Source organism: Rhizobium mongolense subsp. loessense, from assembly GCF_900099775.1.
Classification (GTDB): Bacteria; Pseudomonadota; Alphaproteobacteria; order Rhizobiales; family Rhizobiaceae; genus Rhizobium; species Rhizobium loessense.
Genome location: NZ_FMTM01000011.1, coordinates 143,040 through 154,938, shown reverse-complemented (window position 1 = coordinate 154,938; position 11,899 = coordinate 143,040). Strand labels below are relative to the sequence as shown.

The 11,899-nt window shown below is 60.2% G+C and carries 14 protein-coding genes; 6 read left to right on the top strand and 8 right to left on the bottom strand.

Annotated features, from left to right (window positions below; genetic code table 11):
• The 6 genes from BLP23_RS27270 to hutC all read right to left on the bottom strand — a co-directional run.
• The coding region (locus BLP23_RS27270) for a cupredoxin domain-containing protein (protein WP_092587850.1) at positions 1-411 on the bottom strand (411 nt) is incomplete at its 3' end.
• A 33-nt stretch (positions 412-444) separates the two neighbouring features.
• Positions 445-1,791, bottom strand: a complete 1,347-nt coding sequence (locus BLP23_RS27265) for a multicopper oxidase family protein (protein ID WP_092587849.1) — start codon at positions 1,789-1,791, stop codon at positions 445-447.
• 14 nt (positions 1,792-1,805) lie between these two features.
• Complete coding sequence (locus tag BLP23_RS27260; protein ID WP_092587848.1) at positions 1,806-3,269, bottom strand: TolC family protein; 1,464 nt, start codon at positions 3,267-3,269, stop codon at positions 1,806-1,808.
• A complete protein-coding gene (locus tag BLP23_RS27255; RefSeq protein ID WP_092587847.1) occupies positions 3,266-3,493 on the bottom strand; it encodes a hypothetical protein in 228 nt (75 codons plus the stop codon). Before BLP23_RS27255 ends, BLP23_RS27260 begins: the two co-directional genes overlap by 4 nt.
• Positions 3,494-3,587: 94 nt before the next feature.
• Positions 3,588-3,986 carry a hypothetical protein gene (locus BLP23_RS27250; protein ID WP_092587866.1) on the bottom strand — a complete coding sequence of 133 codons (399 nt, stop codon included), beginning with the start codon at positions 3,984-3,986 and terminating at the stop codon, positions 3,588-3,590.
• Positions 3,987-4,318: 332 nt separating this feature from the next.
• Positions 4,319-5,074: a histidine utilization repressor gene (gene hutC / locus BLP23_RS27245; RefSeq protein WP_092587865.1), complete on the bottom strand. Its 756-nt coding sequence runs from the start codon at positions 5,072-5,074 to the stop codon at positions 4,319-4,321.
• A gap of 195 nt (positions 5,075-5,269) precedes the next feature.
• Here hutC and BLP23_RS27240 point away from each other — a divergent pair, with 195 nt between their 5' ends.
• The 6 genes from BLP23_RS27240 (at position 5,270) to solA (ending at position 11,118) form a co-directional block, all read left to right on the top strand.
• Positions 5,270-6,112: a transporter substrate-binding domain-containing protein gene (locus tag BLP23_RS27240; RefSeq protein ID WP_092587846.1), complete on the top strand. Its 843-nt coding sequence runs from the start codon at positions 5,270-5,272 to the stop codon at positions 6,110-6,112.
• A gap of 94 nt (positions 6,113-6,206) precedes the next feature.
• Complete coding sequence (locus tag BLP23_RS27235) at positions 6,207-6,932, top strand: ABC transporter permease (protein WP_092587845.1); 726 nt, start codon at positions 6,207-6,209, stop codon at positions 6,930-6,932.
• 9 nt (positions 6,933-6,941) lie between these two features.
• Positions 6,942-7,646 (top strand): ABC transporter permease, encoded by a 705-nt coding sequence (locus tag BLP23_RS27230; RefSeq protein ID WP_092587844.1) that lies wholly within the window; start codon positions 6,942-6,944, stop codon positions 7,644-7,646.
• A gap of 28 nt (positions 7,647-7,674) precedes the next feature.
• Complete coding sequence (locus BLP23_RS27225) at positions 7,675-8,451, top strand: ABC transporter ATP-binding protein (protein WP_092587843.1); 777 nt, start codon at positions 7,675-7,677, stop codon at positions 8,449-8,451.
• Positions 8,448-9,941 carry an HAL/PAL/TAL family ammonia-lyase gene (locus BLP23_RS27220; RefSeq protein WP_092587842.1) on the top strand — a complete coding sequence of 498 codons (1,494 nt, stop codon included), beginning with the start codon at positions 8,448-8,450 and terminating at the stop codon, positions 9,939-9,941. The genes BLP23_RS27225 and BLP23_RS27220 overlap by 4 nt, the downstream gene beginning before the upstream one ends.
• 10 nt (positions 9,942-9,951) lie before the next feature.
• A complete protein-coding gene (gene solA, locus BLP23_RS27215) occupies positions 9,952-11,118 on the top strand; it encodes an N-methyl-L-tryptophan oxidase (RefSeq protein WP_092587841.1) in 1,167 nt (388 codons plus the stop codon).
• A 41-nt stretch (positions 11,119-11,159) separates the two neighbouring features.
• Here the strand turns inward: solA and BLP23_RS27210 are convergent, their stop codons facing one another.
• Complete coding sequence (locus tag BLP23_RS27210; RefSeq protein WP_092587864.1) at positions 11,160-11,384, bottom strand: hypothetical protein; 225 nt, start codon at positions 11,382-11,384, stop codon at positions 11,160-11,162.
• A gap of 1 nt (position 11,385) precedes the next feature.
• Complete coding sequence (locus BLP23_RS35390; RefSeq protein ID WP_092587840.1) at positions 11,386-11,733, bottom strand: helix-turn-helix domain-containing protein; 348 nt, start codon at positions 11,731-11,733, stop codon at positions 11,386-11,388.
• Between the last annotated feature and the right edge of the window lie 166 nt (positions 11,734-11,899).

Sequence of the window (11,899 nt, the reverse complement as noted above, 5' to 3'; positions counted from 1 at the left end):
CTTGAACTCGCCACCGGTGGTAAACTTCCAGACGATCTCGCCGGATTGACCGGCCGGAAGGCGGATCGAGTTTGGATCGTCATGTTCCATCTCGGGGAACTTCTCCATGACCGCCTTATGCTCAAGAATCTTGTCTTCCTGATCGAGCACGAACTCGTGGTCGACGGTTCCGGCATTCTTGATCGCGATCCTGACCGTTTGTCCCTTGCGCACGTTGAAGACGGCCGGAGTGAATAGCATCTTGCCGTCGTCGGTTTCCTTCATCGTGACGCGGATCGTTTGTGTTGCCTTGGCTTTATCGCCAGGTTCGCCAATGGCCATTTTTTCACCGTGACCGCCAGCGTGATTGCCGGTAGCCAGGGCTGGGGTTGCGAGGGCGACCAGCGCCAGTGCCAATACATAGTTCTTCATGGGTAAATCCTTTTTGATGTGAAAGATTGAGCCTCAGCCTTTTGTCGGCCTGGGCGTGATTTGCGTTTTCGAGTCTTTGGCCTTGGTCGCGTCCGGCAGCTCGCCGGTCCACTCCCAAGCCTGCGTTCCGGGCGGGTTTTCGTACCAGCCCGGATCGGAGTAATCGTCCGCCGAGATGCCCTCGCGGACCTTCACGACCGAGAACATGCCGCCCATCTCGATGGGGCCATGCGGCCCCCAGCCGGTCATCATCGGCACGGTGTTCTCGGGGATGGGCATTTCCATTTCGCCCATATCAGCCATGCCCTTCGTACCCATGGGCATGTATTCCGGCTGCAGCTTCTTGATCTTGTCGGCGACCTTCGACTTGTCCGCCCCGATGAAGGTCGGGATGTCATGTCCCATCGCGTTCATCGTGTGATGCGACTTGTGGCAGTGGATCGCCCAGTCGCCGAGGTACTTGGCGTCGAACTCGTAGGCGCGCATCGCACCGACCGGGATGTCGATGCTCACCTCAGGCCAGCGCGCTTCGGGCCGGACCCAGCCGCCGTCGGTGCACGTCACCTCGAAATCGTAGCCATGCATGTGGATCGGATGGTTTGTCATGGTTAGATTGCCGACGCGGACGCGCACCTTGTCGTTCTTGGAGACGACCAGCGGGCTGATGTCGGGGAATACGCGGCTGTTCCAGCACCACATGTTGAAATCGGTCATCTCCATGATCCGCGGCACGTAGGATCCTGGATCGATGTCGTAGGCGTTGAGCAGGAAGACGAAGTCCCGGTCAACACGCATGAATTTGGGATCCTTGGGATGGACGACGAAGAAGCCCATCATGCCCATGGCCATCTGCACCATCTCGTCGGAGTGCGGGTGGTACATGAAGGTGCCGGACTTCACGAGGTCGAACTCGTAGACGTAGGTCTTTCCGACCGGAATGTGCGGCTGCGTCAGGCCACCGACGCCGTCCATGCCCGACGGCACGAGCATGCCATGCCAGTGGATGGTCGTGTGCTCCGGAAGCTTGTTGGTGACGAAGATTCGGACTCGGTCGCCTTCGACCGCCTCGATCGTCGGCCCCGGAGATTGGCCGTTATAGCCCCAAAGATAGGCCGTCATACCGTCGGCCATCTCGCGTTCGACCGGTTCGGCAACGAGGTGGAACTCCTTGACGCCGTTGTTCATCCGGTGGGGCAGGGTCCAGCCGTTGAGGGTAACGACCGGCTGGTAGTCTGGACCCGAGGTCGGGTGGAGCGGTGGCTGCATGTCTGCCGAGTCCATTGTCGGGGCGTCCGGCAGGCCCATCGCCGACGTCTTCGTCCAGGCTCCCGCCGCCAGCAGCGCCGCACTCGCACCGAACAGTTGTCGTCTGTTGAACATGGTGGGTTCCTTTCTCAATGGCCGCCACCGCTGCTTTCGGAAGCAGCGGCGACCTCGGTCTCTGCCGACGCGTTCGTCGCGCCGCCACCGTAGATCGCAGGCGCGAGGTTGGCGTCGGCCAGCCAGAAGTCTCGCTTCGCGTTGACGGAGAGCAGGACGGAGTTGATCTTGTCGCGGGTGTCAGTCAGCAGCTCGAAGGTGTTCGAGATCATGCCGTTGTAGGTCAGCAGGGATTCCTCCTCGACCTTGGTGCGCAGCGGCACGACGCTGTTGCGGTAGTGCCGCGCGATGTCGTAGTTCGAGCGGTAGGCCTCGTAAGCGGATCTCGCCTCCGACCGGACGTTGACGGCTTTCTCCGCCAGCAGGTTCGCCGCCCGCATGTATGCCACCTCGGCCTTGCGCATCCGGGCCTTGCCGGTGTCGAAGATCGGGATCGCGAACTCGAGCTCGACCTGAGCAGTCGTTCTCGTCGTCTTCTCGTCGTCCTCGATTTCCCGTTCCGTTTCGAAACCGGTCAGGATTTCGAGGTCGGTGACATAGCGGGTCGCTTCGGTCAGACCATAGGACCTGGCAGTGGCTTCGAGTTCGAGCTTAGCCACCTGGAGATCGATCCGATTTCGAAGTGCTTCGGCCTCGATCGTGTCGCGCCTGACGGCCAACTTTGGAAGGGGAGGCAGGCTGTTCGGAACCTGGTAGTCCAGGTCGGCGCCCCACAGGCCCATCAGCCGCGTCAGCTCCTCCTTGGCGAGACGTGCCGCCAGGCGGGCCTTCGCGGTCTCTCCGGCGAGTTCGGCGACGAATACATGTTCGCGCGCCTGGGCGCCCTTGGTCATCGCACCGGTCTCGCCCAGCTTCTCCGCGAGCTCCGAAGCGGCGTCCGCCGCCGCTTGGGCACGCTGGAGCTGCCCGACGTTCTCCCAGGCTGCCACCGCGCCGATCCAGGCACGGCGCGTGTCGGCAGCCAGCTGAAGTGTCTTCACTGCCGCGTTCAACTGCGCCTGGCGGAAGCGGGTGTCGGCGATCGCCATGTCCCTGTTCCTTGTCGCCAGCGCCAGGATATTCGTCGTGATCATCCCCTCGACAGTCTTGAACGCCTCCAGTTCCGGCGTCCCCATGCCCGTCGTGCCGATGGAGACGGTCGGGTTGATAAACATCGTCGACTGCCAGGCGTCGGCAGCACTGTCGCCAAGATCGGCGTACGCCGCCTGGAGGCCCCTGTTGTTGAGCAGGGCGATCTGAACAGCCGTCTCGACGTCAAGGGCCTTCTTTCGAGCGAGCAGGTTCCTGACCTGCGCGGCGGCCGACCGGGCCTGGTTCTGGTTCTGGATCCAGACGGTATCCTTCGTCGTGACAGCGGCGGTCTTGTTGAAAACGGAGGTGAAGCCCGCTTCCTTGCTGGAGTATTCGGCGCCTGTGACGCAGCCGCTCAGCACCAGCGGGAATACCAGCGCTACCATCGTTCTTCCAGGGTCGATCATGAGGCGTCTCCATTTGCTGGAGACTGCAGATCGTTCTGTCTGCGCCACGGCTTGGGGTCGACGGGCTGCCTGGCGACGTAGCCCGAGATCGGCGACCGGTATGCGAGCGGGCGCGCGGACGGCTGTTCGACCGCGGCGGAGGACGCCACCACGTCGGGAGGAAGCGTGGATGCGCAACCGCCGATAACAAGCGGCAGCCCCACCACGAAAAGCAAGGGTTTCATTATGAAATTTCCGAATAAGAGATGGCCTACGGGGGCCACCCGCCACACGAAGGCAGGTGTCCGGCTGGACCCGATCAAGCGGGCGCGTCTCTATTCAGATATTCGGGGGACGGTCGAGGGTCGGCAGTTCGCCAAGGGTCGTCCGGTCGTCGACGTACTGCCGGATCGAGGTCACGACGGGTCCGCCGACATCGGGGCCTTCGGAAATTATGCCAAAGCCGCCGCAGAAATCGCTGCAGCATTCCTGCTTGACCAGCTTCGACGCGTCATCGCCACCATGGGATACGTCGCCATGCGAGTGGTCATGATGGGCCATGTCCGCCATGTCGTGGCCCTCGTGGGACAGCATCGGATCCGAGGCAACGACTTCCAGCTCGGGGAACGAGGAGCCATGCATCGCCGCGTTGGCGTTCGACAGCGAGTACCCCGCCAGCGATACGATGATCACCAGCCGCATCATCACGAGCAGCCTGCTCATTGTGATTCGGTACATCTTGCCCATTCCCAATGAGCTACACGCAAAGCAGCCCGATTTCAATTAGGACCTATCTGTTGCCGATGTTCGAGACCTTTATATGGCGCGAAAACCACATTCTGCACAGGCCAGTGCTGCCAGTGGCGGTGACGTTACGTGCAGAAATAATTTCCCGAAGGGCGGATCGGTTTTCGAGGCCGCCTCCCGCCTATCAGCAAATTCGACGATATCACCCGCCGTCACCTATGCCTTCGCAGACACATCATCTGAGGCTGACACCAAAGGAGGAAACGCTGTGAGCCGTTCAGCTCAAAGCTGTCGCCGTTAGCTTCCATATGGAACTCAGATCTTTATTCGTCAAACATCCTGCCGCTGCGCGCCTCCAGCCGATAGCGGTGCCCCGGATAGACAAGTCTGGCAGTCGAGACAACCTTCTTGCCCGACCAGGTCCGTCGCCGGATTGCAAGACAGGGTTCCGTTTTCAAGATCATCAACAGCTTGCATTCCCAGCTTCTCGGCATTGCCGCCTCGACGACGTGCTCGGATCCACTCAATGGCGCTGCGGCTGTGAGATAGGCATTCGGAGTCAACGAAGAGAAGTCTTGCTCCAGGTAACTCGGCGCTGCCGACGGATTAACGAAGCGGTCTTCGATTTGCACCGGAACGCCGTTTTCACTGTGAACGATGAGCGAGTGGAAGACGGAGCCGCCGATTTCGAGCTCCAGCGCATCAGCCACGTCCGGGGAGGCAGTTTCTCTTGCAAGAACAATGACCTCCGCCTCATGCGCGTTTCCGCGCTCGGCAATCTCTTCAGCAATATTGCGCACTTCAAAAAGAGCGGAATAGCCTTTGCGCTCCGCAACAAACGAGCCGACACCCTGGATGCGCACCAGCTCACCCTCGCTGGCAAGCTCGCGCAACGCTCGATTGGCGGTCATCTTGCTGACGCCGAGCTCGACGACCAGTTCGTTCTCGGAAGGCACGCGATGCTTCGGCGGCCATTCGCCGCTGTGAATGCGATCGAGGATCATCTGTTTGACGCCGGCATATAGCGGCGCGGTGTCATGTCCCGAAAACTCGCGCTTCATCTCGCCCGGACGCTTCATTGCACATTCCTTTTGCATCGATGGAATCTGCCCTACAAACAGACTTTTCTCTTGCATATCATGAATTCTCTCTTATGGTACCCTATACAACCTCCTGATCGAGCATTCGAGTAAAATCGATGACGACAGGCAAGCCGGCGCAGACCGGTTCATGCAGCCACAAGGTCAATGACAACTTCAGAGGAGATTGATGATATGAGATTCAAGACGCTTTTTCTTTCCACTGGGTTTACGCTCGCAGCCTTCGCCGCCCCGCTAGCCGCCAAGGATTGGAAGACCGCGACGATAACGCTCGAAGGCGCCTACGCGCCGTGGAACCTGACGAATGCCGACGGCTCGCTTGGCGGTTTCGAACCCGAACTCGCCAAGATTCTTTGCGAACGTGCCAAGATCGACTGCAGGCTCGTCGCCTCCGACTGGGACGGAATGATTCCAGCGCTCAACGCCGGCAAGTTCGACGTCATCATGGACGCCTTGTCGATCACCGAGGAACGCAAGAAAATCATCGACTTTACGGTTCCCTATGCCGCGACCCCTGCCGCCTTTGCGACAGCCAAGGATAGTCCGCTTGCCAACGCCGCAGGCACAGGCTCGACCATCAAGATGACCCCCGGCCAGACCGGAGTGAAGGAAATCGAAAGCCTCAAGGAAGCCTTCAAGGACAAGACGATCGGCATTCAGGCGGCGACTGTCTACGCCAAATTCGTGTACGACAACTTCGGCAGCATCGCCGAGATTCGCGAATACAAGACCGGTGCAGACCGCGACCTTGACCTGCAGAGCGGCCGTATCGATCTCGGCTTCGACGATGCGGTCTATTTCAATAACGCGTTCCAAGCTGCAAACGGTGCGCTTGCCTTTACCGGTCCCGAAATCGCCGGCTCCATCTGGGGCGAGGGCGAAGGTCTTGGGCTGCGCAAGGCAGATACGGACCTGCGCGACAAGTTCAACGAGGCCATCAAGTCGGCCCTTGCCGATGGCACCGTCAAAAATCTCTCGATGAAGTGGTTCAAGGTCGACGTCAGCCCGCAACAGTAGGCGCCGGTTCCGGTCGAGACTTCCGGTCCCCGCTTTCATGACGGGGACCGCATGTTATTCTGACAGCCCTTTAAGGGCAGCGCGGGGAACGGATATGGCGACACTGGAACTGATTGGCTTCGGCTCGACAGGGTGGGGGGCACTGCTGCTGCTCGGTGCGGCGACAACTCTCGCCGTCACGGCGACGGCGCTCGCAATCGGGGCGCTGCTCGGAACGATCGTCGCCGGCGCCAAGCTATCGGGCAATTGGCTGCTTTCTGCCATCGGCAGTCTCTACACCACCGTTTTTCGCGGCGTTCCGGAACTGCTGATCATCTATCTGATCTATTTCGGCGGATCATCCGCGATGACGGCGATCGGCACGGCCATGGGTTATGAGGGGTTTCTCGGACTGCCTTCCTTTGCGGCCGGTGCGCTGGCGGTCGGTATCATTTCAGGCGCATATCAGGCGGAGGTCTTCCGGGGCGCCTACCTTGCGATTTCCAAGGGTGAACTTGAGGCGGCATCCGCAATCGGCATGCACCGTGGCTTGCGCTTCCGCCGCATTGTCATGCCACAGGTCCTGCGCTTTGCCATTCCCGGTCTCGGCAATGTCTGGCAATTGAGCCTCAAGGACTCGGCGCTGGTTTCGGTGACGGGTCTTGCCGAATTGATGCGGACCAGCCAAGTCGCGGCCGGCTCTACCCGGCAATATTTCCTCTTCTTCATCGTCGGTGGCGCGCTCTATCTGATCCTGACGAGCCTTTCCGATCGTCTCTTCAACGGTGCCGAGCGGCGGACAAACCGGAGCATGCCGGCAGCTGCGATGGGCCAGGCCTGAGGAACGACCATGGATTTCACCTTCCTGTCGCAGACCATGATAACGCTTTTGAAGGCCGTGCCGATGACGCTGGCGCTGTTTTCCGCGTCGATCGTCTTCGGCCTCCTCCTGGCGCTCTTGATCGTCTGGATGCGCGTTGGCGGCAATCCGGTGCTGTCGGGGATTGCCAAGGGCTACGTCTTTATCTTCCGCGGCTCACCGCTGCTGATCCAGATGTTTCTCGTCTTTTACGGCCTCGGGCAATTCGGTTTCATCCGCTATTCCTTCCTCTGGCCGTTCCTGCGCGAGCCTTTCGTCTGTGCCGTCCTGTCGCTGGCGCTCTGCACCGCCGGCTATACGGCTGAAATCTTTCGCGGCGGCATTCGTGCAATCTCTCCAAGGGAGATCGAGGCCGCCCGATCGATCGGCATGTCGGGCTTGCTGCTTGTGCGCCGCATCCTTGCGCCCATCGCTTTCCGGCACGCCCTGCCTGCTTATTCGACCGAGATCGTCCTGATGATGAAGTCGACGGCTCTCGCAAGCCTCGTCACAGTATGGGAGGTCACAGGTGTCGCCCAGCGTTTGATCTCGCAGACCTATCGCACGATGGAGGTCTTCCTCTGTGCTGCCCTCATCTATCTTGTTTTGAACTTCATCATCCTTCAGGGCATGACCCTGCTTGAATATTCGCTATCCCGACATCGCCGCGCCGTTCCGGCGGTGCTGAAGGCGTAGGATCAGACTGAACCCGATTGGAGCCTACATGCCCGGTCTAACCCGACTTTCGGTCCGCAACATCCGCAAGAGCTTCGGCACTCACGAGGTGTTGCGCGGAATTTCCCTCGACGCAGAAGATGGCGATGTGATTTCGCTGCTCGGTGCCTCGGGCTCCGGCAAATCGACGTTCCTGCGTTGCATCAACCTTCTCGAGACGGCGACGAGTGGTGAGATCTGGGTCGATGGCGAAGAGATCCAGATGGTGCACAGGAACGGAAGAAGCAGGCCTGCGAGCCAGAAGCAGGTCGATCATATCCGCTCCGAACTCGGCATGGTTTTTCAGCAGTTCAACCTGTGGTCACATATGACCATTCTGCAGAATGTGATCGAGGGCCCCGTGCATGTCCTCAAGCGACCGCGTGCAGAATGCATTTCCGAGGCCGAAGCGCTGCTCGAAAAAGTCGGCATCGCTGACAAGCGTCATGCCTATCCGGCGCATCTTTCCGGCGGCCAGCAACAGCGCGCGGCGATCGCGCGCGCGCTTGCGATGAAGCCAAAGGTGATGCTCTTCGACGAGCCGACCTCCGCACTTGATCCAGAACTCGTGGGTGAGGTACTGCGCGTCATGCGTGCGCTGGCCGAAGAGGGCATGACCATGCTCGTCGTTACCCATGAAATGAGTTTTGCCCGCAACGTTTCCAATCGCGTCATCTTCATGCGCGAAGGTCTTGTGGAAAGCAGTGGCGCGCCGGACGACATGTTCGGCGGCGGCGCATCGCCAGCCTTCCGCCAGTTCATCGGTCATTTCGGAAGCGGACAATGACCGTCACGATCGGGGACAGGCTCGGCTGGCGCGACATTGCTCAGGTCGGCGAAGGCGAAGCACTTGCACTGTCTCCGGCTGCAGAGGAACGGATCGCCCACGCCGCCCGTATCGTCGGGCGCATCGTCGAAAGCGGGGTGCGAGCCTACGGTATAAATACCGGCGTCGGCGCCCTGTCGGACACGGTTGTTGATCGTAGATCGCAAGGACAACTTTCGCGCAATATCGTACTCAGTCACGCATGCGGCGTCGGCCCGCTCTTGGCACCACGCGAGGTGCGGGCGATTATTGCCGCGCAGATCGCCAATTTTGCCCACGGCCATTCAGGCGTGCGGCCGGAAATCGTCAGCAACCTGGCTGCCTTTCTCGAGAGGGATTGCATTCCCGATGTGCCGTCGAAAGGCTCAGCCGGCTATCTCACCCATAATGCCCACAGTGCGCTCGTCTTGATTGGGGAGGGATCTGCGCGCGTTTCCGGTCGTCCGATGCACGGGCGCGACGCCTTGACGGCGATCGGGCTTGCGCCACTCGTGCTCAAGGCGAAAGAAGGGTTGAGCCTGGTCAATGGCACGGCTTGCGCAACCGGTCTTTCAAGCATCGCTCTCGCACGCGCCGCCCGCCTGCTCGATTGGGCCGATGCAATCGCCGCTCTTACCCTGGAAGCGGCCGGCTGCCAGCTGGCTGCGTTTGACGAAGCGGTGCTTGCGCTTCGCCCTTCGAGGGGTATCGCGACGGTCGGTGCGTCCATCCGCAATCGGCTTTCGGGCAGCGGGCTTGTTGCGGCCGCCCTTGCAAGACGTACGCAGGATGCACTCAGCTTGCGTGCGATACCGCATGCACATGGCGGCGCGCGCGATGTGTTCGAGCAGTCAGCCGAGACTGTCGACCGGGAGCTTGCGTCCGTCACCGACAACCCGGCGATCTCGGGCACGCCGGACAATCCGATCGTCTCGTCCGAGGCGCATGCCGTTGCTCCGGCACTCGCGCAGGCGGCCGACAGCCTTGCAATCGCAATCGCTCAGATCGGCGCAATGAGCGAGCGGCGAATTGATCGTCTTGTCAATCCGCTGGTAAGCGGTCTTCCGCCTTTCCTTGCCAGTGATGCCGGCAGCAATTCCGGCTTCATGATCGCCCAGTATACGGCTGCGGCGCTCAGTAACGAGAACCGCCGTCTTGCTGCTCCGGCCTCGATGGATGGCGGCCTGACATCGGGGCTGCAGGAGGATTTCCTCGCGCATCCGACAGCTGCTGCAAACAAGCTGCTTTCCGTCATCGACAACGCTGAATACATCCTGGCGATCGAATTGATGGCTGCAGCCCAGGCCCATGATTTTCTAGAGGCGACGGCGCTGAGGGCGAAAGGAACGGAAGAAATCCATATTATCGTGCGTGCACATGTGCGGCACTATGCCGATGACCGCCCCCTTGCCGCGGACATGGAGACGCTGCGAACTCTAATTCGGGATCGCTCGCCGCCGGCGGATATTTGAAAGGGTTGCCATGATCGCTCGATTCGACGTCGCTGTGATCGGCCTTGGGGCCATGGGAAGCGCAGCACTTGCATTTCTCGCCGCCCGCGGCGTCAAAGCGATTGGTATCGACGCTTATTTTCCCGCGCATGCGATGAGCTCGTCGCATGGAGACAGCCGGTTGATTCGGCTCGGCTATTTCGAGGACCCGTCCTATGTGCCGCTTCTTCAACGTGCCTATCGCAACTGGCGTGCGCTCGAAACCAGTCTAAGGGCCGATATCCTGACCATCACCGGCGTGTTGCAGATCGGTCTGCCAGACAGCAAGATTGTCAGCGGCACGCGCACTTCGTGCAGGCTACACGGCCTTGCCCATGAAGAGCTCGACGCGGCGGAAATGGCGCGCCGCTTTCCTGCTTTTCAGCTCGATGACGATGAGGTTGCGATCCTCGACCCGCAAGGCGGATATCTGCGCCCGGAAGCTGCCATCATGGGCTACATCAAACTTGCGGCCGAAAGCGGAGCGATGCTCCATTTTGGCGAGAAGGTTATGGCGCTCGATCCGGGTGACAGCGGTGTCACTATCTCTTCAGCGAGTGGCCGCTACCACGCCAAAAAGGTCGTCATCGCGACGGGATCCTGGATTGCGGAACTCGTTCCGCACCTGAAATCACACGCGACCCCGATCCGTCAGGTCGTGGCGTGGTATCAGCCAAAGGACGGCTTTGTAGCAGAGCCGCAACGCATGCCATGTTTCCTTCGCGATGAAGGTGCGGAAGGTTCTTATTTTGGCTTCCCCGCGATCGGCACCGACGGCATCAAGCTTGGCCGCCACGCGCATTTCCGCGAGCCGATCGACCCCAACGAACCCAATCCGCCGATCAACGACCAGGATACCGCACTGCTCGACGGTTTTGCGTCCAGACGTCTGCCCGCGGCTGCCGGGCTTCGTGTTCGCGCGGCCTCCTGCCGCTATACGATGTTGCCGAGCGAGGACTTCCTCTTCGACCTTTTGCCTGGACAGCCAAACATTGTCGTTGCATCGCCCTGTTCCGGGCATGGTTTCAAATTCACGAGCGTCGTCGGTGAAATTCTGTCTGACCTTGCACTCGATGGTGGCACCGCGTTGGAGATTGCCGCTTTCTCTTTTGACGCCCTAGAAAGACATCGCCATTCGCGATCTCTGGGCGTCAAGTAACCAAGCGTCTGCTGCTGGCCACCGATGATCAACGCCGTCCGTCACGGGTCGGGGCCATCACGCGTCGCGCCGGCCAAGAGCTTCAATTGCTCCGGTTCGTGCACGCCTTGGCGATATAATTCTATGATGATCGACGCCAGATGTGTGACCGTTTCATCGTCGGTGATATCCATCTGAGCACACAGCTCGTCAAGGACGTTGTTGCAGACGGTCAGATCTTCAGACGTAAGCGGCTCGTCGCGGCGATTTCCGACATGCTCTTCCATATCAGCCGCCTGCGCCAGGTGGCGCATCGTTTTCGAAAACGTCGCGGTACTGAATCACCTGTTTCTCATCGACGTCGATCGACCCGCGCGCAGGTGCCAGAAGGCGAACGCCTGGGCCGCCGGAGCCTGCATAGTCGCCGTCGAGGAAGGCAATGCCGGCCGCTTCGAGGGCGCGAACGACGGCGACGACGTTGTTAGCCATACCCTTGACCTGCCCCTCACATGCTTCCATGCGGCACAAGGTGGGAGCAGAAATATTGGCGTCCTTGGCAAGTTGGCTTTGATCAAGACCCGCCAACACGCGCGCGGCTGCCAGCTGTTTGCCGGTGATGTGATTGATTTCACGCATGGCGATTTGAGCCGCTGGTCGCCCTGATCATGAGGATATTCGTTATCACACTGAGCGATTTTGATCAATCAAGATGAAGATCGGGAGAACGGACGTCGTCACCTAGGGCTCGAACCAGCTTTCTAAGCCCATCCTACTGGACAGAAACCGGCAGGATGGGCGGTAC

Excerpts from the sequence above, each read along its gene's own strand:
- BLP23_RS27230 (WP_092587844.1), top strand. The coding sequence starts at position 6,942 with ATGGATTTCACCTTCCTGTCGCAGACCATGATAACGCTTTTGAAGGCC.
- BLP23_RS27220 (WP_092587842.1), top strand. The coding sequence starts at position 8,448 with ATGACCGTCACGATCGGGGACAGGCTCGGCTGGCGCGACATTGCTCAG.
- BLP23_RS27260 (WP_092587848.1), bottom strand. The coding sequence starts at position 3,269 with ATGATCGACCCTGGAAGAACGATGGTAGCGCTGGTATTCCCGCTGGTG.
- BLP23_RS27250 (WP_092587866.1), bottom strand. The coding sequence starts at position 3,986 with ATGTACCGAATCACAATGAGCAGGCTGCTCGTGATGATGCGGCTGGTG.
- BLP23_RS27225 (WP_092587843.1), top strand. The coding sequence starts at position 7,675 with ATGCCCGGTCTAACCCGACTTTCGGTCCGCAACATCCGCAAGAGCTTC.
- BLP23_RS27265 (WP_092587849.1), bottom strand. The coding sequence starts at position 1,791 with ATGTTCAACAGACGACAACTGTTCGGTGCGAGTGCGGCGCTGCTGGCG.
- BLP23_RS27255 (WP_092587847.1), bottom strand. The coding sequence starts at position 3,493 with ATGAAACCCTTGCTTTTCGTGGTGGGGCTGCCGCTTGTTATCGGCGGT.
- BLP23_RS27235 (WP_092587845.1), top strand. The coding sequence starts at position 6,207 with ATGGCGACACTGGAACTGATTGGCTTCGGCTCGACAGGGTGGGGGGCA.
- solA (WP_092587841.1), top strand. The coding sequence starts at position 9,952 with ATGATCGCTCGATTCGACGTCGCTGTGATCGGCCTTGGGGCCATGGGA.
- BLP23_RS35390 (WP_092587840.1), bottom strand. The coding sequence starts at position 11,733 with ATGCGTGAAATCAATCACATCACCGGCAAACAGCTGGCAGCCGCGCGC.
- hutC (WP_092587865.1), bottom strand. The coding sequence starts at position 5,074 with ATGAAGCGTCCGGGCGAGATGAAGCGCGAGTTTTCGGGACATGACACC.
- BLP23_RS27210 (WP_092587864.1), bottom strand. The coding sequence starts at position 11,384 with ATGGAAGAGCATGTCGGAAATCGCCGCGACGAGCCGCTTACGTCTGAA.
- BLP23_RS27240 (WP_092587846.1), top strand. The coding sequence starts at position 5,270 with ATGAGATTCAAGACGCTTTTTCTTTCCACTGGGTTTACGCTCGCAGCC.